18 protein-coding genes are annotated in these 20,448 nt (G+C 64.4%); 11 read left to right on the top strand and 7 right to left on the bottom strand.

Annotated features, from left to right (window positions below; translation table 11 throughout):
- Positions 1-113: 113 nt before the first annotated feature.
- Both S101446_RS07335 and gpmI read right to left on the bottom strand, forming a co-directional pair.
- On the bottom strand, positions 114-1,427 hold the full coding sequence (locus S101446_RS07335) for a murein hydrolase activator EnvC family protein (RefSeq protein WP_087608014.1): 1,314 nt from the start codon (positions 1,425-1,427) through the stop codon (positions 114-116).
- A 38-nt stretch (positions 1,428-1,465) separates the two neighbouring features.
- Positions 1,466-3,019, bottom strand: coding sequence for a 2,3-bisphosphoglycerate-independent phosphoglycerate mutase (gpmI, locus tag S101446_RS07330; RefSeq protein ID WP_010506631.1), 1,554 nt, complete (start codon positions 3,017-3,019; stop codon positions 1,466-1,468).
- A gap of 90 nt (positions 3,020-3,109) precedes the next feature.
- Here gpmI and msrB point away from each other — a divergent pair, with 90 nt between their 5' ends.
- Together msrB and upp are read left to right on the top strand one after the other, a co-directional pair.
- A complete protein-coding gene (gene msrB / locus S101446_RS07325; protein ID WP_010506629.1) occupies positions 3,110-3,511 on the top strand; it encodes a peptide-methionine (R)-S-oxide reductase MsrB in 402 nt (133 codons plus the stop codon).
- A 23-nt stretch (positions 3,512-3,534) separates the two neighbouring features.
- Positions 3,535-4,194: a uracil phosphoribosyltransferase gene (gene upp, locus S101446_RS07320; protein ID WP_019084526.1), complete on the top strand. Its 660-nt coding sequence runs from the start codon at positions 3,535-3,537 to the stop codon at positions 4,192-4,194.
- A 161-nt stretch (positions 4,195-4,355) separates the two neighbouring features.
- Here upp and S101446_RS07315 read toward each other — a convergent pair whose 3' ends face one another.
- The 4 genes from S101446_RS07315 to carA form a co-directional block, all read right to left on the bottom strand.
- Complete coding sequence (locus tag S101446_RS07315; RefSeq protein ID WP_010506625.1) at positions 4,356-5,552, bottom strand: threonine ammonia-lyase; 1,197 nt, start codon at positions 5,550-5,552, stop codon at positions 4,356-4,358.
- An 11-nt stretch (positions 5,553-5,563) separates the two neighbouring features.
- Positions 5,564-6,037 (bottom strand): transcription elongation factor GreA, encoded by a 474-nt coding sequence (greA, locus tag S101446_RS07310; RefSeq protein WP_019084525.1) that lies wholly within the window; start codon positions 6,035-6,037, stop codon positions 5,564-5,566.
- Between the two features lie 132 nt (positions 6,038-6,169).
- Entirely contained in the window at positions 6,170-9,424 is a 3,255-nt protein-coding gene (carB, locus tag S101446_RS07305) for a carbamoyl-phosphate synthase large subunit (protein WP_087608013.1), read from the bottom strand.
- Between the two features lie 10 nt (positions 9,425-9,434).
- Positions 9,435-10,832: a glutamine-hydrolyzing carbamoyl-phosphate synthase small subunit gene (gene carA, locus S101446_RS07300; protein ID WP_087608012.1), complete on the bottom strand. Its 1,398-nt coding sequence runs from the start codon at positions 10,830-10,832 to the stop codon at positions 9,435-9,437.
- A 153-nt stretch (positions 10,833-10,985) separates the two neighbouring features.
- Between carA and S101446_RS07295 the strand changes: the two genes are divergently transcribed.
- The 9 genes from S101446_RS07295 to S101446_RS07255 all read left to right on the top strand — a co-directional run bounded on the left by S101446_RS07295 (position 10,986) and on the right by S101446_RS07255 (position 19,620).
- Positions 10,986-11,444 (top strand): GatB/YqeY domain-containing protein, encoded by a 459-nt coding sequence (locus S101446_RS07295; protein WP_010506620.1) that lies wholly within the window; start codon positions 10,986-10,988, stop codon positions 11,442-11,444.
- A gap of 19 nt (positions 11,445-11,463) precedes the next feature.
- Positions 11,464-13,263, top strand: coding sequence for a DNA primase (dnaG, locus tag S101446_RS07290; protein ID WP_010506619.1), 1,800 nt, complete (start codon positions 11,464-11,466; stop codon positions 13,261-13,263).
- Between the two features lie 218 nt (positions 13,264-13,481).
- Positions 13,482-15,461, top strand: coding sequence for an RNA polymerase sigma factor RpoD (gene rpoD, locus S101446_RS07285; RefSeq protein ID WP_010506618.1), 1,980 nt, complete (start codon positions 13,482-13,484; stop codon positions 15,459-15,461).
- Positions 15,451-16,053: a GNAT family N-acetyltransferase gene (locus S101446_RS07280; protein WP_087608011.1), complete on the top strand. Its 603-nt coding sequence runs from the start codon at positions 15,451-15,453 to the stop codon at positions 16,051-16,053. Before rpoD ends, S101446_RS07280 begins: the two co-directional genes overlap by 11 nt.
- Positions 16,054-16,152: 99 nt before the next feature.
- Complete coding sequence (locus S101446_RS07275; RefSeq protein ID WP_087608849.1) at positions 16,153-16,707, top strand: hypothetical protein; 555 nt, start codon at positions 16,153-16,155, stop codon at positions 16,705-16,707.
- A gap of 153 nt (positions 16,708-16,860) precedes the next feature.
- Positions 16,861-17,346, top strand: a complete 486-nt coding sequence (rpsF, locus tag S101446_RS07270) for a 30S ribosomal protein S6 (RefSeq protein ID WP_010506612.1) — start codon at positions 16,861-16,863, stop codon at positions 17,344-17,346.
- 6 nt (positions 17,347-17,352) lie between these two features.
- A complete protein-coding gene (gene rpsR, locus S101446_RS07265; protein WP_007399693.1) occupies positions 17,353-17,628 on the top strand; it encodes a 30S ribosomal protein S18 in 276 nt (91 codons plus the stop codon).
- Positions 17,629-17,641: 13 nt separating this feature from the next.
- Positions 17,642-18,232, top strand: coding sequence for a 50S ribosomal protein L9 (gene rplI / locus S101446_RS07260; protein WP_010506609.1), 591 nt, complete (start codon positions 17,642-17,644; stop codon positions 18,230-18,232).
- Between the two features lie 140 nt (positions 18,233-18,372).
- Positions 18,373-19,620, top strand: coding sequence for an SAM-dependent methyltransferase (locus tag S101446_RS07255; protein WP_048850414.1), 1,248 nt, complete (start codon positions 18,373-18,375; stop codon positions 19,618-19,620).
- Here the strand turns inward: S101446_RS07255 and rsmA are convergent.
- On the bottom strand, positions 19,590-20,441 hold the full coding sequence (rsmA, locus tag S101446_RS07250; protein ID WP_053322762.1) for a 16S rRNA (adenine(1518)-N(6)/adenine(1519)-N(6))-dimethyltransferase RsmA: 852 nt from the start codon (positions 20,439-20,441) through the stop codon (positions 19,590-19,592). The two genes, S101446_RS07255 and rsmA, sit on opposite strands and share 31 nt — an antisense overlap.
- Between the last annotated feature and the right edge of the window lie 7 nt (positions 20,442-20,448).

The raw sequence follows: 20,448 nt of genomic DNA, 5'->3' as shown, positions 1-20,448 counted from the left end.
TGGCTGGCCTGCATGTACTCTTCGCGTTGCGTTGTAACGTGGTCTTGCCCATCCGTCACGGGGGCGCAGCATATACCGAACCTGCATGCGGATAAAACCGTCTCGTGCCCATATTACAGATAGGGGGCCGGATTGACGGTGCCGCCCCCATGGCGCAGCTGCACGAACAGGGTGGGCCTGCTGCCACCGCCGTTCCATTGTGGCATCTGTCCCACTGCCGCGCCATGGCTGACCTGCTGCCCCGCCGCCACCGCAATTTCACCCAGTCCCGCCAGCACGAAACGGTAATGCTTGCCACAGTCAACGATCATCATCTGCCCATAGGTGCGGAACGCACCCGCGAAATCAATGCGTCCCGTGCATGGCGCGCGTACGGTCGCGCGTGACGGCGGGGCATAGGTGATGCCCGTGGCCGGGCCGCTTTCGGTCGGGTGGCCCCATGCGGTCAGCACCGTGCCCGCCACGGGCGCGCCCGCGCTGGCGCTGGTGGCGGGCGTAATGCCGGGGCCTGCCCCCGTGGCCATTTCATGCGCCTGCCTGCGGGCGGCGGCGGCGGCCTGCATGTTGTGGGCGCGTTCGGCGGCGCGGGCGGCTTCTTCCAGGTTCTTTTCCGCCTGTTCTTCCGTCGCCTCGATCCGGGCAATGGCGTCCTGCACGCTGGATGCGCGGCGGGCGGCCTCTTCCACGGCCTGCGTGGCGGTTGCGGCGGCGGCGTTGGACCGCTGCTGCGCCTCCAGCGCCGCGTGGGCGGCGCGATTGACCGTATCGCGCTGGCTTTCGCGTTCACTGACCACCTGGCGCATCTGCTGCTGTTGCTGGGCCAGTTCACCATCCAGCCGGGCCAGTTGGGTGCGGCGGTCATGGATGGCACGGGTCTGGCTGGCGATATCGCCCATCATGCCATGCACGACCAGCAGGCCGGTGACCGCGCGGTCGGCCGGCAGTGGCACGGCCAGAAGCGTATCCGCCGGGTAAAGCGACAGGCGTTCGGCCAGTGGCAGCAGCGGCGACAGGCGCGCGACCTCACGGGCAAGCTGCTGGCGCAGGGCCGTCTGTTCGGTGTGCAGGCCGGTAATGCGGCTGTCCAGGTCGGCGGCCTGCTGTTCGGTACGCTGCAGGCGGGCTGTGGCGTCGACCGTGGCGGCGGACAGGCTGGCGGCCTTCTGCGCATCCTGACGGGCCTGTTCGCGGGCTTCGAGTTCCACCTTGCGGCGTTCTTCCAGGTCATGCGCCTGCTGCTGCTGGCGCGCGACAAGGCTTTCACGCGCGTTCCGCGCGGCTTCAAGCTGCTGGCGGATGCGCTGTTCGCGCGCGGTGGGCGCATGGGTGGCGGTATGGGCACCGGTCCCGGTCGCGGCATGGTGGGCGACGGGCGCGCCCCATGCCGACGGTGCCATGCAGCAGGCAAGGATGATCCCGCTGGCCATGCAGCCACGCCAGCGGGCAGTCAGGGTCAGGCCGGATGTCAGGATGGCGTCGCCCCATCCAGCAGGGAATGGCCGGTCATGGCCGCGGGCTGGGGCAGGCCCATAAGCTGCAGCAGCGTGGGGGCCAGATCGGCCAGACGCCCGTCATGCAGTTTCGCGTCCTTCACCCCGGCCAGCACGACCGGGACCACATTGAGCGTATGCGCCGTGTGCGGGCCATTGGTTTCGGGGTCGAACATGGTTTCGGCATTGCCATGGTCCGCCGTGACCAGCAGCGCGCCACCAGCATGGTGGATCGCATCCGCAATGCGGCCCAGCCCCTGGTCCACGGCCTCGACCGCACGGATCGCGGCCGACAGCACGCCCGTGTGGCCCACCATGTCGGCATTGGCGAAGTTCAGCACGATCAGGTCGTATTTGCCGCTGTTGATGGCTTCCACCGCGCGGTCCGTCAGTTCCGGGGCGGACATTTCGGGCTGCAGGTCATAGGTCGCGACCTTGGGCGAGGGCACCATCACCCGGTCTTCGCCCGGCAGTTCGCCCTCGCGTCCGCCATTGAGGAAATAGGTGACGTGGGGATATTTCTCGGTCTCGGCCATGCGGATCTGCTTACGCCCCGCCGCCGACACCACATCGCCCAGCAGGTCATGCAGTTCCTGCGGCGGGAACAGCACGGTAATCAGTTCCGCCAGCCGGTCACTGTAGCGCGTCATGCCAGTTACGGCGGCAAGGTTGACCAGCCGTGCCCGTCTGAAGCCATCAAAATTCGGTTCCAGCAGGGCATCGAGCAGCTGGCGGATGCGGTCGGCGCGGAAATTGAAACTCAGCACGCCATCACCGTCGCGCATGCCGCCATATTCCCCGATCACGGTGGGGGGCACGAATTCATCCGTGGTGCCCGCTTCATACGCGCGGTCCAGTACTTCCAGCGTATCGCCCGCATGGGGGCCATCGCCCGCGACAATGGCGTTATAGGCCTTTTCCACCCGGTCCCAGCGGCGGTCACGGTCCATGGCGTAGTAGCGTCCGGATACGGTGCCGACACGCACGCCGTCGGGCAGGGCGGACAGAAGCTGGCTGACATAGCCATGGCCGGACTGGGGGGCCGTGTCACGCCCGTCGGTAAAGATATGGAAGGTCACGGGCACGCCCGCCTCGCGCACGATCCGCGCAAGGGCCACGGCATGGTCCTGATGGGCGTGGACCCCACCGGGGGAGACAAGGCCCATGAGATGGCAGGTACCGCCGCTTTTTTTCAGCGCGGCAATGAAATCGCGCATGACCGCGCTGCGCGCCACCGACCCGTCGGACAGCCCGGTGGAGATACGCGGCAGTTCCTGCATCACCACCCGGCCCGCGCCGATATTCAGGTGACCGACCTCCGAATTGCCCATCTGCCCTTGCGGCAGGCCCACATCCTCCCCACACGTCTTGAGGAAGGCATGCGGTCCCGCCTGCCACAGCCGGTCGAATGCCGGGGTACGGGCGGAGCGCACGGCGTTGTCCGCCGGGTCCTCGCGCCAGCCAAAGCCATCAAGGATGGCCAGCATGACGGGACGGGGTGTCTTGTTTACGCGAGCCTGGTCGTTCATGGGTATTGTCTCCCTGTTTTATTTTGGGTGGCATGATGCCCTAAAAGAAGCGGGTGCGAAATGCCCGTGTGCAGGAGGAAGGAAATCGTCATGACCGATACCGCGAATACCAGTGGGGCGCAGTGTGGCTGCCTGACCCCCGAACAGCTGCGCATCCTGCGCGAACATGGGACGGAACGCCCCGGTTCCAGCCCGCTGAACAATGAAAAGCGTGCCGGGGAATATCGTTGCGCGGGCTGCGGGACGCCACTGTTCCGTTCCGGCACGAAATATGAAAGCGGCAGCGGATGGCCGTCATTTTTCGATGCGATTCCGGGTGCGCTCGGCACCACGACCGACACCAGCCATGGCATGACCCGCACGGAAGTACACTGTGCCCACTGCAATGGCCACCTCGGCCACGTCTTTCCCGACGGGCCGCCACCGACGGGCCTGCGCTACTGCATGAACGGACTGGCATTGACTTTCGTCCCGCGTGATGGCGCTACCTGATCAGAACGAACCCGATTGAAGGAATGGATATGACCCAGCCTGCCGCCACGCATGATGAAGGCGTCGTTGTCGTCAGCCACCCGCTGGTGCAGCACAAGCTGACACTCATGCGTGAACGTCACACGTCAACGGGCGAGTTCCGCCGCCTGGCGCGTGAGCTCAGCCTGCTGCTTGGTTACGAGGCCATGCGGGATCTGCCGCTGGAACCGGTGGAAATCGACACCCCCATGGAACGCATGCAGGCATGGCGGCTGGCGGGCAAGAAACTGTGCCTGATTTCCATCCTGCGCGCGGGGAACGGGATTCTCGACGGGTTGCTGGATCTTGTGCCCTCGGCGCGGATTGGCCATGTCGGGCTGTACCGTGATCCCGAAACGCTGGAACCGGTCGAATACTACCTGAAGCTGCCCGATGATGTCGGCAACCGGATCTGTCTGGTGGTCGATCCCATGCTGGCGACGGGGCACAGTGCGGTCGCCGCCGTTGACCGGCTGAAGCAGGCGGGGTGCGCGCGCATGGTCTTTGTCTGCCTGCTGGCATCCCCCGAAGGGATCGCCTGCCTGCGCAAGGCCCATCCGGATGTGCGCATTGTCACCTGCGCCATTGACCGGGGGCTGGATGAACATGGCTATATCCGTCCCGGCCTGGGCGATGCGGGCGACCGGCTGTTCGGGACCAAGTAATGAAAGTTTCCGGGTACCGCCTTTTTTCAAAAGGCGGCGTTCCCTGAAGCTTTTTGAAAAAGCCTCACCAAAACCTTTTATTATTCTTCAAATTAAAAAAACCTGCGGGGAAATATGCCCCGCAGGTTTTTTATGTCGTGGTATTGCCTGAACCCGCAGGTTCAGGCGCGGCGCACGATATAGGTCTTGGCCAGTTCCGCTTCCAGCGCGCGGGCGTGGTCGGGGTCGCGGGCTTCGACCATGACCTCCAGTTCGGCGGCCTGCACGCTGGGCGTGGTGAACAGGCGCTGGTGCGAGACCTCGATGATGTTGCCGCCTTCATCACTGATCTTGCGCGAAATATCGGCCAGCACGCCGGGGCGGTCGGGGATTTCCATTTTCAGGCACAGAAGCCGCCCGTCACGCAGCAGCGAACGCAGCAGCGTGTTGGCCAGGATGCGGCTGTCGATATTGCCGCCGGTCACCGGCAGCGCCACCCGCTTGCCCCGGAACAGTTCGGGATAGGTCAGCACGGCGGCCAGCGCCGTGGCGCCCGCGCCCTCGCTGACCTGCTTGGCCCCTTCCGCCAGCATGGTGATCGCGGTCTCGATCGCGCTTTCGGGCACGACCAGCACGCGCGACACCAGTTCGCGGATGACTTCAAGCGGCTGGCGGCCGATCTGCAGCACCGCGATGCCTTCGGCAATGGTGGGGCCACCCGGCGGCAGCACCTCATCACCGGGGAAACCGGCAAGCGAGGAGAAATTCTCCACCTGCACGCCAATGATGTCCATATTCGGCTGCAGGGCCTGCCCCGCTACCGCGCAGCCTGCCAGCAGGCCGCCACCGCCAATGGGACAGACGAAAGTGTCCAGCGGTCCCGCATCCTCGAACAGTTCAAGGGCGAAAGTGCCCTGTCCCGCCATGACTTCGGGATCGTCATAGGGGTGGACGAACACCCGGCCCTCGCGCTGGCACAGCATGTTGGCGTGCGCCGTGGCTTCGGCGAAGTTGTCGCCTTCCAGCACCACGGTCGCCCCCCACGCGGCGGTGCGCGTGACCTTGGCGGCGGGCGTGAAGCGCGGCATGACGATGACCGCGTCGATACCCAGCAGGGAGGCATGGCGGGCGACGCCCTGCGCATGGTTGCCGGCCGATACGGTAATGACGCCGCGTTCGCGTTCGCGCGGGGTCAGCAGGGCCAGCTTGTTGGCCGCCCCGCGTTCCTTGAACGAACCGACAGCCTGCAGGTTATCGAGCTTGAGCACGATATCCGCGCCGGTCGCGCGCGACAGTGTCTGGCAGGGTACGGTGGGCGTGTGCAGCACGCGCCCCTTTATCCGCTGTGCGGCGGCGGTGATGTCTTCAAGCGTGATCACGGTTGGTATGCCTAGCCGTAGGTGACTTCCAGGATTTCATACGTCCGGTCGCCGCCGGGGGCGGGGACGGATACGCTGTCACCAATGCTCTTGCCAATCAGGGATTTGGCAAGCGGCGAGGAAATGGACAGGAGCCCCTGCTTGATATCGGCTTCGTACACGCCAACGATCTGGTAGGTGGCTTCCTTGTCGGTTTCTTCATCCACCAGCTTGACGCGCGCACCGAATTTCACCTGGTCGCCCGACAGGGAGGCAGGGTCGATGACTTCGGCGGAGGAGACGATTTCCTCCAGTTCCTGAATGCGGCCTTCGGTAAAGGACTGGCGTTCGCGGGCCGCGTGGTATTCCGCGTTTTCCGAAAGATCGCCATGGCTCCGCGCTTCGGCGATCGCACGAATGATCGCGGGGCGTTCTTCACTCTTGAGCTTGCGCAGTTCGTCTTCAAGCCGTTCCAGGCCGGGGCCCGTCATCGGAAATTTCTGCAAGGTTTGTCCCCGAGGTGAAGGTCAGTTTCCACAACTGACTGTTGGTTGCCGTGTCCGGGCCTATCGCATCAATGCAACGCGGGTGGCCGCCGGTTTTCGGACCGGCAGGCCACCCGTTTCGATACGATACGCTCAGAATGATCCCTTAAAATAGGATTGAAGGGGCGCGACTTCAAGAACCCCCTCGCGCATGGCCGCAATGGCATGCGTTGCGGCGCGTGCGCCCGCGATGGTGGTGTAGTGGGGAATGCCATGGGTCAGCGCCGAACGGCGGATGTCAAAACTGTCGCTGACGGCCTGCGCCCCCTGCGCGGTGTTGATGACCATCTGGATCTCACCCGACCGGATGGCGTCGACACAGTTCGGGCGGCCTTCCAGCACCTTGTTGACCACGTCCACGCTCACGCCCGCTTCGCGCAGGCACTTGGCCGTGCCGCGCGTCGCCACGATGCGGAAGCCCATTTCCGACAGCAGGCGGCCAATGGATTTGACTGCGGGCTTGTCGCTGTCGCGCACCGACAGGAACACTGTCCCCGACAGGGGCAGCTTCACGCCAGCGGCAAGCTGCGACTTGGCGAATGCCCGTTCGAACGAGGCGTCAAGGCCCATGACCTCACCCGTGGAGCGCATTTCCGGGCCGAGGATCGTGTCCACGTCGGGGAAGCGGTTGAAGGGGAAAACCGCTTCCTTCACCGCCACATGCGGGGCGACCGCCCGGTCATCAAGGCGGAATTCACCCAGCTTCGCGCCAGCCATGACGCGCGCGCCGATCTTGGCCACCGGAACGCCCGTGGCCTTGGCCACGAACGGCACGGTGCGCGAGGCACGCGGATTGACCTCCAGCACGAAGATTTCCTGCCCCTTGATCGCGTACTGAACGTTCATCAGGCCGACAATGCCCAGTTCCCGGGCCATGGCCTCGGTCTGGCTTTTCAGTTCGGTCACGATGGCGGGCGACAGGGTATAGGGCGGCAACGAACATGCGCTGTCACCGGAATGGATGCCTGCTTCCTCGATATGTTCCATGACGCCCGCGACATAGACCTCGTTGCCATCGGCGATGCAGTCCACATCCGCCTCGATCGCGTCATTCAGGTAATGGTCGATCAGCACGGGGCCGTTGGCGACTTCCGCGCCGGCAAGCTGCAGGGCCACGCGCATGTAACGCTGCAGGCTGGCACGGTCATGCACGATTTCCATCGCGCGCCCGCCCAGGACATAGGACGGGCGGACCACGACCGGGTAGCCGATCTTCTCGGCCACGGCTTCGGCTTCCGCCGGGCTGCGGGCGATGCCGTTGGCGGGCTGGCGCAGGCCCAGCCTGTGCAGCATGGCCTGGAAGCGTTCGCGGTCTTCCGCACGGTCGATCGCATCGGCCGGCGTGCCCAGCAGGGGAATGCCCGCGGCTTCCAGCGCGTGCGACAGCTTCAGCGGCGTCTGGCCGCCATACTGGACGATGCAGCCCAGCACGGTGCCGTTTGCCTGTTCGCGACGGATCAGGGCGATTACGTCTTCCGCCGTCAACGGTTCGAAATACAGGCGGTCGGACGTGTCGTAGTCGGTCGAGACGGTTTCGGGGTTGCAGTTGACCATGATCGTCTCGAACCCGGCTTCGCGCAGGGCGTAGGCGGCATGGACGCAGCAGTAATCGAACTCGATCCCCTGGCCGATCCGGTTCGGGCCACCGCCAAGGATGACGATCTTCTTGCGGTCGGTCGGGCGGCTTTCGCATTCCGGCACGCCATATCCGCCTTCATAGGACGAATACATATACGGCGTGGGGGACGCGAATTCACCGGCGCAGGTGTCGATGCGCTTGTAGACCGGCAGCACGCCACGGCTTTCGCGCAGCTTCGCGATTTCATCGGCATTGGTGCCCGACAGACGCGCCAGCTGGATGTCGGAAAAGCCCATGGCCTTCAGCGTGCGCAGGCTGTCGGCGTCTTCCGGCAGGCCGTCGCGCACGACCGTGTGTTCAGCCTCGACAATCCGCGCCAGTTCGCGCAGGAACCACGGCTCAAACCGGCAGGCGTCGTGGATGTCCTCGACACTCAGTCCCGCGCGCAGGGCCTGTGCTGCCATAAGGATACGCTCGGGGCGTGGTTGCGACAGGGCGGCGCGGAAGGCGTCGGGGCCGCCATCGCCCGGTGCTTCCACCGGATCAAGGCCGGCCAGCCCGATTTCCATCGAGCGCAGGCCCTTCTGCAGCGCCTCGGGGAAGGAACGGCCAATGGCCATCGCCTCGCCAACCGACTTCATGCTGGTGGACAGCAGGGCGGGGGTGCCCGGAAATTTCTCGAACGTGAAGCGCGGGATCTTGACCACGACGTAGTCAATCGTCGGCTCGAACGACGCCGGCGTGCTGCCGGTGATGTCGTTGGTCAGTTCATCCAGCGTGTAGCCGACCGCCAGCTTGGCCGCGACCTTGGCAATCGGGAAGCCTGTCGCCTTGGACGCCAGGGCGGAGGAACGCGACACGCGCGGGTTCATCTCGATCACGACCACGCGGCCATCAACGGGATTGATGCCGAACTGCACGTTCGACCCGCCGGTTTCCACCCCGATCTTGCGTAGGCACGCCAGCGACATGTCACGCAGGCGCTGGTATTCCTTGTCCGTCAGCGTAAGCGCAGGGGCGACGGTAATGGAATCGCCGGTATGCACGCCCATCGGGTCGATGTTTTCGATGGAGCAGATGATGATGCAGTTGTCAGCCGTGTCGCGCACGACCTCCATCTCGTACTCCTTCCAGCCCAGCACGGATTCCTCGATCAGGACTTCCGTGGTGGGGGAGGCGTCCAGCCCGGAGGAGACGATGCGGTCGAATTCTTCCTTGTTGTAGGCGATGCCGCCGCCCGAGCCGCCCATGGTGAAGGACGGGCGGATGACCGCGGGCAGGCCGACGGTCGCCAGCGCGCTGCGCGCTTCCTCCAGCGTATGGGCGATCAGGCTGCGCGGGCTTTCGATCCCGATCTCGTCCATCGCCTCGCGGAATTTCTGCCGGTCCTCGGCACGGTCGATCACTTCGGCATTGGCGCCGATCAGTTCGACATCGTGCTTTTTCAGAAAGCCTGACTTGTCCAGCGCCATGGCCGTGTTCAGCGCGGTCTGGCCGCCCATGGTGGGCAGCACGGCGTCGGGCTTTTCACGCAGTATGATGCGTTCGACGAATTCCGGGGTGATCGGCTCGATATAGGTCGCGTCCGCCAGTCCCGGATCGGTCATGATCGTGGCGGGGTTGGAGTTGACCAGAATGACGCGGTAGCCCTCTTCCTTCAGGGCCTTGCACGCCTGCGCGCCGGAATAGTCGAATTCGCACGCCTGGCCGATAACGATCGGGCCGGCGCCGATGATCAGGATGGAGCTTATGTCTGTCCGTTTTGGCATGGGTCGGCTTTCACGCGGTCTTGGTTGTGGTGTCGATCAGGTCGACAAAACGGCGGAACAGGTAATGGCTGTCGGACGGGCCGGGGCTGGCTTCGGGGTGGTACTGCACCGAAAATGCCGGGTAACGGCTGGTGGCAATGCCTTCGTTCGATCCGTCAAACAGGCTGGTATGGGTGGCGCGCACGTCATTGGGCAGGGATTTGTCGTCCACCGCGAAACCGTGGTTCTGGCTGGTGATTTCCACCTTGCCCGTCGCCAGGTCCTTGACCGGCTGGTTCGCCCCACGGTGCCCGCGCGCCAGCTTGTAGGTTTTTGCCCCAAGGGCCAGGGCAAGCAGCTGGTGCCCAAGGCAGATGCCGAATACCGGCTTGCCCGCTTCCAGCACGCCGCGAATGGCCGGGACCGCGTATTTCGCCGTCGCCGCCGGGTCGCCCGGCCCGTTGGACAGGAACACGCCAGCGGGATCGAGGGCGAGGATGTCCTGCGCCGTCGCGGTCGCGGGCACCACGGTCACGTCGCAGCCCGCGGTGGCAAGGCAGCGCAGGATGTTGCGCTTGGCCCCGTAATCGACCGCAACCACCTTCCGGCGCTTTTCAGGCAGGGCCACGGTGCCGTGCGGCCACTGCCACACGCCTTCGGCCCATGTATAGGGTTTTGCGCAGGTGACTTCGCCCGCCAGATCCATGCCCTCCAGCCCCGGCCACGCGCGGGCGCGTTCCTGCAGGGCGGGGATGTCGAACTTTCCGTCGGCGGGATAGGCCACCACGGCCGTCTGCGGGCCGCCTTCGCGGATGCGCCGCGTGATGGCGCGGGTGTCGATGCCGCAGATGCCCGGAATGCCCTGCACCTTGAGCCATGCATCCAGCGATTCGGTCGAGCGCCAGTTGGCCGGCGCCGTCAGGTCTTCCTTGACCACCAGCGCGCGGGCATGCACGCGCGCTGCCTCATCATCCTCCGGCGTGGTGCCGGTATTGCCGATATGGGGGAAGGTGAAGGTGATGATCTGTCCCGCAAAGGACGGGTCGGTCAGCGTTTCCTGGTATCCGGTCATGCCGGTGGAAAAACAGATTTCGCCCAGTGCGCGCTCCGTGCTGTGCGCGCCGAATCCGCGTCCCCACATAATGGTGCCATCCGCCAGGATCAGGGCGGCTGTCGCGGCTTTGGGCCTGTCGGCCGGTGCGATCGGGTTTGACGTGCTCATCATGGGCTCCGGTCGGTCGGATTCTGTATCGGGTTGCAGGTCGGACAGTGACAGGCCGGTGGCGCGCAGCACGGTTGTCCAGTGCTTGGGCGGAATGGCGCGGGCCTGCCGCCATTTGCGAATGGCCTCGGTGCTGACGCCCGTCAGGCGGGCGGCCTGTTCGGCGCCGCCGAGGCGTTCGATAATACTTTCTATCGTCATCGGCATTGGATGATGTCCCTTCCGGGAGTATTGCCTAACAGCGTCTCTGGTAATTGGGAAGAAAATTCCCACGTACCTGCGAAATGAGATGATGGGAAAATTATTCCCGGCACGAACGGGGCATCCCGCCCCGCCCGCCGGGCAGAGGAGTTGACAGTCATGTCCTTGCGCGCACGTTTCATGGATGATCTGAAAGCAGCCATGAAGGCAGGCCAGAGTGAAAAGGTCGGCACCATCCGCATGATCACCGCAAAGCTGAAGGATGTCGATATCGCCGGTCGCGCCAAGGGGGAAGACCAGGTGAGCGACGAAGCCGTGATGTCCATGCTGCGTGGCATGATCAAGTCCCGCACGGAATCAGCTTCCATGTATGAAAAGGGCGGTCGCCCCGAACTGGCGGAAAAGGAAAACGCCGAAATCGCGATCATCCGCGCCTACCTGCCGCCCGATCTGGATGACGCCACCATCGAGGCCGCCGTGCGCGAAGCCATCGAACGCACCGACGCCACATCCATGAAGGACATGGGCAAGGTCATGGCGGCGCTGAAGCAGCAGTTTGGCGCGGCCCTTGATCCTGCGCGCGCCTCCGCCGTGGTGCGCGCACGCCTGGCCGCCTGAAGCGGGGGCATGCGACACGATGGCGCTTGATCCCGCATTCCTTGACGAACTGCGTGCCCGCACGCCCATCGCCCCCATTATCGGGCGGCGGACGAAGCTGGTGCGTTCGGGAAAGAACTGGAAGGCATGCTGCCCCTTCCATGGGGAAAAGACGCCATCATTCTATGTGTATGATGACCATTACCATTGCTTCGGCTGTCAGGCGCATGGCGATGTCATCACCTTCGTGATGCAGAGCGAGGGCCGTTCCTTCCCCGAAGCGGTGGAGGAACTGGCCACCGCCGCCGGCATGGAAATGCCAAAGCCTGACCGCAACCAGCGCGAACAGGCCGAACGCGCCCGCACGCTGGGCGAGGTGCTGGATGCGGTGCAGGCATCGTGGCAGCGCAGGCTGTACCAGCCGGAAGGGCGCGAGGGACTGGCCTACCTGCAGGGCCGTGGCCTGACGGACGAAACCATCGCCGCCTTCGGCCTTGGCTGGTCGGGGGAAGGGCGTGGCGGCCTGGTGGCGGAAATGGCGGCGCTGGACATAACCCCCGTCATGCTGCGCGACGCGGGTGTGATGCGCGCGGATGAAGACGGCACGCCATCGCGCGAACTGTTCTTCAATCGCGTGACCTTTCCCATCCGTGACCGGCGCGGGCGGCTGGTGTCCTTTGGCGGGCGCATACTGGGCGATGGCCAGCCCAAATACCTCAACGGTCCGGAAACCGCCATTTTTTCCAAGCGCCGGGTGCTGTTCGGCCTCGATCGCGCGCGGGAGGCCGTGCGCGGCACGGGGGCCGCGTCCGACCTGCTGGTGGTGGAAGGCTACATGGATGTGATCGCCCTGCATCAGGCGGGCTTTCGCGGCGCGGTCGCCCCGCTGGGCACGGCGCTGACATCCGAACAGCTTGAAGCGCTGTGGCAGGTCGCTCCGGCCCCGGTGCTGTGTTTCGATGGTGATGCGGCGGGACAGCGCGCGGCGGTGAAGGCAGCGGAAACCGCGCTGCCGCTGCTGAACGTGGACCGTAGCCTGCGGTTCTGCGTCCTGCCTGAAAATGATGACCCCGACAGCCTGGTGCGCCGGGACGGTCCCGCCGCCATGGCCGCCCTGATCGCGGGGGCGCGCCCGATGGGGGACGTGCTGTTCGGCCTGCTGAGCGAGGGCGTGCGCAACCCCGGCCCGGAACAGCGCGCGGCCCTGCGCCGCAGGCTGGTGGAGGTCGCGGGCCTGATTCCCGACAAGGCGCTGGCATCAGAATACCGCTCCACCCTGCTGGACAGTTTTTTCCAGACCTTCCGCCGCAGCGGTGTGCGCGGCAGCGTGAAAAAAGCCGGTGTCGCCACGTCGCCCGTGGCCATCATGGATGCGGACCTGCAGCGCCAGTGCATCCTCAGTGCCATCATCCTCGAACAGCCCGGCGTGCTGGATGAAGTGCAGGACGCCTATTGCCGCCTTGAACTGCCAGCCGATCTTGCCGCGCTGCGTGAGGACCTGCTGGACCTGTATGATGCCCGTGGCGAACTGCCGCCACCTGATGAACTGGCGGCCTGCCTGTCCACCGCGGGGCTGGATGACGTATGCCTGCGTGTGCGGGCCGTGCGCGGGCGGCGCGAAGGTGGCCAGGGGGATGACGACCTGTTCGGTACCGACCCACGGCACGAGTGGTGGCATTTTTACGCTTTGTTGAATGTTGAACGCTTTGCCGCCGAAATTCGCGCCGATACTGAACGGATGTGCGCGGGCGATCTGGATGAAGCCGCATGGGCCAGCCTGCGCACCCGCCTGCTGGCGCTTGATACCCTGCGCCGGGGTGGTACCGACCTTGATGAATAAGGCGGAAAATTGACCGAATGCATGAAATGAACCGGGGCAACCCTTGACTTCGGCCATGTTATCGACCACCTGCACCAGACAAAAGCAGATGAAAACGGTATGATTGGCCGTATCCTGTCCCGCTACATACCGGCGGGCGGAAAAGGGAACGGCCACTGTGCGCGGGCAGGGTGTGCGCGCTTGCGTAAACGGATTTGCTGGGTAGGGATTGATCGGGCATGGCGACAAAGACAGCCACGGGTACGGACACGGCTTCGGGGGATCAGGATAACGATACGACCCTGCTGGACACCCGGTCCGGCGCCGTCAAGAAACTGATCGCCCGCGGCAAGGAACGCGGTTACATCACTTTCGACGAACTCAACGCCGTCCTGCCACAGGACCAGATGTCCTCCGAGCAGATCGAGGACGTGATGGCGGCCCTGTCGGAAATGGGCATGCAGGTTGTCGAGAACGAGGACAACGACGAAACCGAAACCCCGGCCCCCGCCGAAACCAAGAGCGACGACACCGCCGAGGAAGAAAGCGAGAGCGAGGAACCGGCCGCCGGTAACGTCGATACCGAAAGCCTGGGCCGCACCGATGACCCGGTGCGCATGTACCTGCGCGAAATGGGTTCGGTCGAACTACTGTCGCGTGAAGGTGAAATCGCGATCGCCAAGCGCATCGAGGCCGGCCGGGACGAGATGATCGGCGGTCTGTGCGAAAGCCCGCTGACCTTCCGCGCCATCATTTCGTGGCATGAGCGGCTCAAGGCCGGTGAGATGCTGCTGCGTGACATCGTGGACCTCGAGGCCATGCAGTCCGGCGGCAACGACCCCGTCGAGGCCACGGAAGGCGAGGAAGCCTTTGGTGAAAACGAAGGCGCCGAAAACGAGGAAGCCGAGGAAACCGAGGGCGAAGGTGAGGGCGAAGGCGAAGGGGCCGGCCTGTCGCTGTCGGCGCTTGAGGAAAAGCTGAAGCCCGAAATCCTTGAACAGTTCGAGGAAGTCGAGGCGCTGTACGACGCGTTGCACAGGGTGCAGGCCGAGCGGCTGGAAAAATTCACGGCGGGTGAGGAAATCTCCGCCGATGATGAAAGCCGTTACGAGCAGCTGCGCATGGAACTGGTGGGCAAGGTCCAGCAGGTTCACCTGCACAATGCGCGTATCGAGGTGCTGGTCGAACACCTGAAGGAAATCTTCCAGCGCCTGAACGGCCTGGAAGGGCGCATGCTGCGGCTGGCGGAAAGCACCCGCGTGTCACGTGATGACTTCCTGCTGAAATATCGTGGCCGCGAACTCGATCCCGGCTGGATTGACATGGTCGCCACCCTGCCGGCCAAGTCATGGAAGAACTTCCTTGCCAAGCATGGCGAGACGGTGATCCGCCTGCGCAACCAGGTGGCTGAACTGACACAGGAAACCGGCCTGCCGGTGGGCGAATTCCGCCGCGTCTATGCCACCGTGTCGCGTGGTGAACGGGATTCGGCGCGCGCCAAGAAGGAAATGATCGAGGCCAATCTACGTCTCGTGATCTCGATCGCCAAGAAATACACCAATCGCGGCCTGCAGTTCCTTGACCTGATTCAGGAAGGTAATATCGGCCTGATGAAGGCGGTGGACAAATTCGAATACCGTCGTGGCTACAAGTTCTCCACCTACGCCACGTGGTGGATCCGCCAGGCCATCACGCGCTCCATCGCCGATCAGGCGCGGACCATCCGTATTCCGGTCCACATGATCGAGACGATCAACAAGCTGGTCCGCACGTCGCGCCAGATGCTGCATGAGATCGGGCGCGAGCCCGCACCGGAGGAACTGGCCGAAAAGCTGGGCATGCCGCTGGAGAAGGTGCGCAAGGTGCTCAAGATCGCCAAGGAGCCGATCTCGCTCGAGACCCCGATCGGGGACGAGGAAGACAGCCATCTTGGTGATTTCATCGAGGACAAGGCCGCCGTCATCCCGCTTGACGCCGCGATCCAGACCAACCTGCGTGAAGCCACGACGCGGGTGCTGTCCTCGCTCACCCCGCGTGAGGAACGTGTGCTGCGCATGCGCTTTGGCATTGGCATGAACACCGACCACACGCTGGAAGAAGTGGGCCAGCAGTTCAACGTGACGCGTGAACGTATCCGCCAGATCGAGGCCAAGGCCCTGCGCAAGCTCAAGCATCCCAGCCGGAGCCGTAAGCTGCGTTCCTTCCTTGATGATAACTGAGGTTCCATGCCCGGCCGCCCGTGATGAACCGGGCGGTGAAGGAACACGGGTCGGGGTGGATGTGACGTTCCTGTGCATGGACCGTGCGCCCCCCGGCATTCCGCCTGTCCTGCCACATGGCTACAGTATCCGGCAGACCTTTCGCCCCGGTGTTGCGTGGTATCGTGGCCTGTATGACGCGGTGGGGGCGGATTACTGCTGGTGGCTGCGCCGCGTCATGCCCGACGGTGACCTTGCGGCCCTGCTGTCCAGTCCGGGCATTGGCGTGCATGTGCTGTATGATGGCGACACGCCCGCGGGGTTCTGTGAACTCGACAGCCGGTATGCCCCCGATATCAATATCGCCTATTTCGGCCTGTTGCCCGCATGGATCGGGCGCGGGGTCGGGCAGGTTTTCCTGCACCAGATGGTGGCGCGGGCATGGGCGATGAATCCGGCGGTGCTGCGGGTCAACACCTGTTCGGCTGACCATCCGCGCGCGCTGCCCAATTACCGGCGGGCCGGTTTTCGCAGGGTGCGGACGATTCATGAAATCTGGACCATTCCCGATACGCTGGGGCTGAAGGTGCCGGCGCACCTGCGTCTGGACTGAATGAAAGACGGTCATGGTGCACGGATCCGTGATTTCAATACTTGTTATAACAATATGACGTGACCATCTCTCCTCCCGGAGCAGCGAGGAATGGAGAGCATGGATTTCGATATGTCGTACTACAAGTTCCACGGTGTCGATCGCGCGGCGCTGCTGGACGCCCTCGGCCTGCGCGATACCGGTGAGCCCGACCCGGATGATGAAGCGCCGTACGCCATTGCGGACCTTCCCAACGGCTGGTTTGTCATCCGCACCAATAACGATAGTGGCCTGATTTCCGATTATGACCGCAAGACCCTGTGCCGCGAGGGCAGGCTGGTCACATGCGACGTGGCGACGGTTGACCCGGTCAGCCGGGCCGCAGGCTATGCCAATGGCGAAGAAATCTGGACCGTCCAGCATGACGGGCGCAACAACGACCACCTGGATCTGGATATAGAAGGGGACGCGCCGGACGCACTGCCCGACCTGCACAAAAAGGCCTTTGCCGCGGTGGAACAGGGGCTGGTCGACCCGCGTGGCCCGGGCAGCATGCTTGATGTGCCGCTGGAACTGGTCAGGGCCGTGACCGGATTCCGCCATGACCGCCCGCAGGATGTCAGGCCCACGCCGGTCTTTACGTGGCTGGCGCCGATTAAAAGGTCGCTGACCTGACTTTTTCCTTGTCTGTTGGCCGGGTTTGTGTTTCAAACCGCCTCTTCCCTGCCGGGTGCGTGGCATCGTCCCCGGCTATACCCGTGCCCTGGTGGCAACATGGCGGACCGTGTCCGTCCATGCGGGGGTTGAAGTGATCCGAAGGGAGTCCCAATGCCGTTGTATGAAACCGTGCTGATTGCACGTAATGACGTGTCGCAGCAGCAGGTCGAAGCCATCGCCGATGGCATCGCCGCCCAGCTTGAAGCGGAATCCGGTTCCGTCAAGAAGCGTGAATACTGGGGCCTGCGTACGCTGGCTTACCGTATCAAGAAGAACCGCAAGGGGCATTACATGCTTCTGGGCCTGGATGGTTCTTCCGCCGCCATCAAGGAAATCGAGCGCCAGCTCAGCCTGAACGAAGACGTTCTGCGCGTGCTGACCCTGCGTGTGGATGAGATTGACGAAGCACCGTCGGTCATCCTGTCGCGCAAGGGTGACGAGCGTGAGCGTGGCTTCCGTGGGCCCAAGCCCTCCGGCCGGTTTGAAAGCGGTCGCGGCACGCGCCGTAATTTCGATGACCGCGAGGAGTTCCGCGCCCGTAACGAGCGTGAAGAACAGCAGCGCGCCAACGCCACTGCCAGCGCCGAAGCGGAGTAAGAGCTGATGTCCGAATCAACCGAGATCAATCCCGCCGCCCGCCGCGTTGCGGTTGGCGCGCGCCGTCCGTTCTACCGTCGTCGCAAGTCCTGCCCGTTCTCCGGCCCCAATGCGCCGAAGATCGACTACAAGGACGTGCGCCTGCTGAGCCGCTTCCTGTCCGAACGTGGCAAGATCGTTCCCAGCCGCATCACGGCAGTGTCCGCCAAGAAGCAGCGTGAACTGGCCCAGGCCATCAAGCGTGCGCGTTTCCTGGCCCTGCTGCCCTACATTGTAAGCTGAGGGAGGCAGAACCATGTCCGCAGTAGAACTCATCCTGCTCCAGCGCGTCGAGAAGCTGGGCCAGATGGGCGAGATCGTCACGGTGAAGCCGGGTTATGCCCGTAACTTCCTGCTGCCCCAGGGCAAGGCGATCCGCGCCAACGCACACAACCGCGAGCGTTTCGAACGTGAACGTGCACAGCTTGAGGCCCAGAACCTCAAGAACCGCGAGGAGGCCGAGCGCCTGTCCGAGCGGATGCACGGCCTGTCCGTCATCCTGATCCGTCAGGCTGGCGACAGCGGCAGCCTGTATGGCTCCGTCACGACCCGTGACATCGCGGAAGCCGCGACCAAGGCTGGCCTGACCATCGGCCGCAACCAGGTCATCCTGCCCGAGCCGATCAAGCAGCTTGGCCTGTATGAAGTCAGCGTCGCCCTGCACCCGGAAGTGACCATGCAGGTCACCGTCAACGTTGCCCGTTCCGAAGAAGAAGCGGAACGTCAGGCGCGTGGTGAGGAAATCGGCGTCGATCAGGACGACGAGCAGGTTCTGGCCGAAGAAGGCGCGGTAACCGAAGGCGAGGTTTCGGAAGAAACCGCCGTCGAGGAAACCCCGGCTGCCTGACTGACCTGATCCTGTCGCCCCATACGGGGTGCCTGACCGGTTGCGAAAGCCCGGAAGAGGAAACTCTTCCGGGCTTTTGTCGTTTCCGGGGCGGGTGCATCGGCCTGTTGCCGGGCGGGCATGCGTGAAGGGGACGAGTGATGGCATCCGTATTGCTGGACCGCGCCTTTGCACATTTCATTACCCTGGGGCGGCTGGATGTCTATTACCCCGGCGGCGACAGGCGCGTATATGTAGGTGGCCCCGGGCCACAGGCCGGCCTGTGGATCGCGGATGGGGAAACGGTGCGTGCCCTGCTGCTTGATCCCGCGCTGAAGGTGGGGGAAGCCTACATGGCGGGCACGCTGCGCCCGGTGGGCTGCACGCTGTATGACCTGTTGCATGTGCTCATGCTCAATGTCATGCGGCGCAGCCCCGCGGGGGAACGGATCTTTGGTTCCCTGCGCTATATTGCGCGGACATGGCTGCAGGATAACACCCTGCGGCGCGCCCGGCGGAACGTGGCGCATCATTATGATCTGGACAGCAGGCTGTACCGGCATTTCCTGGATGGGGACATGCAGTATTCATGCGGTTATTTTCCCACGGGCAATGAAACGCTGGCACAGGCGCAGGCGGCCAAGAAACATCACCTGGCGGCCAAGCTGCACCTGTCGCGCCCCGGCATGCGCGTTCTGGACGTGGGGTGTGGCTGGGGCGGGATGGCCCTGACGCTGGCGCGCGATTATGGCGCACAGGTGACGGGCATTACCCTGTCGGTGGAACAGTTGCACATTGCCCGCCAGCGTGCGCGGGCCGCGGGGCTGGACGGGCGCGTGCGCTTTGAACTGCTGGATTACCGCGCCGTAAGCCGGCAGTACGACCGGATCATTTCCATCGGCATGTTCGAACATGTGGGCGTGGCCCATTACCCGGCGTTTTTCGCCACCATGCGCGCGGCCCTGCGCCCCGACGGGGTCATGGTGCTGCATTCCATTGGCCGCAGGGAAGGGCCGGGTGTGACCAATCCATGGATTGACCGCTACATCTTTCCCGGTGGCTATTCCCCGGCGGTCAGTGAAGCCGTCGGCGCCGTGGAACGCGCCGGGCTATGGCTGACGGATTGCGAGATCTGGCGCCTGCATTACGCGCGCACCATTGCCCACTGGCGCAGCCGTTTCGCGGCACGGCGCCAGCAGGTCGCGCGGCTGTATGACGAACGCTTCTGCCGCATGTTCGAATTCTACCTTGTGGTGTCCGAGCTGGCCTTTCGCGTGCAGGGGCACCTGAATTTCCAGTTGCAACTGGTGCGCGAAATCGATGCCGTGCCCCTGTCGCGCGATTACATGTACGCCCCGCAGCCCATGGCTGTGCCGGATCAGGACGGCGTCGCGGCCCTGCGGGCATGAAGGCGGGCCAGGCGGTCGAATTCTGCAATATCCAGTGTCTCGGCCCGGCGGCTGCCGTCAATGCCCGCTTCAGCCAGCAGGGTTTCCCCCCCGATGGATTTCAGCGCGCCGCGCAGCATCTTGCGCCGCTGGCCGAATGCCGCCGCCGTAACCTGTTCCATGGCGCGAAAAACGGCCGTATCGGGCTGCTGCGCGTGGGGGATCAGCCCGACCACGGCGGAATGGACCTTGGGCGGCGGGGAAAACGCGCCGGGGGGAATATGCATCTGCACGCCACAGCGGCACGTCCACTGCGCCAGCACGCCCAGCCTGCCGTAATGCGCCGAACCGGGAGCGGCGCAGATACGTTCGGCCACTTCCTGCTGGAACATCAATGTCAGCCGCGACCACGCCGCCGCCTGCCGCAGCCACCCGACCAGCAGCGGCGTACCGACGTTATAGGGCAGGTTGGCAATGATCTGGCGCGGGGCGGGACACAGCGTGGTCAGGTCGCACCGCATGGCGTCGGCTTCGATGATCCGCAGGCGACCGGGCGCAAGGGCGGCAAGTTCCGTAATGACGGCAACCGCCCGTGTATCCACCTCCACCGCGACAATGCTGGTGGCATCGGTATCCAGCAGCGCGCGGGTCAGGCCGCCGGGACCGGGGCCGACTTCCACCACGTGCTGTCCCGCCAGATCCCCCGCCAGCGCCGCGATACGCGCCGTAATGGCCGGATCCAGCAGGAAGTGCTGCCCCAGCGCCTTGCGCGCATCCAGCCCGTGCCGCGCAATGGTCTCGCGCAGGGGTTCCAGCCCACGGGGCCGTTCGGTCATGGTCATGGGCCGA

This window comes from Komagataeibacter europaeus (assembly GCF_002173515.1).
Taxonomy (GTDB): domain Bacteria; phylum Pseudomonadota; class Alphaproteobacteria; order Acetobacterales; family Acetobacteraceae; genus Komagataeibacter; species Komagataeibacter europaeus.
This window is presented reverse-complemented; position numbering and strand designations above follow the sequence as displayed.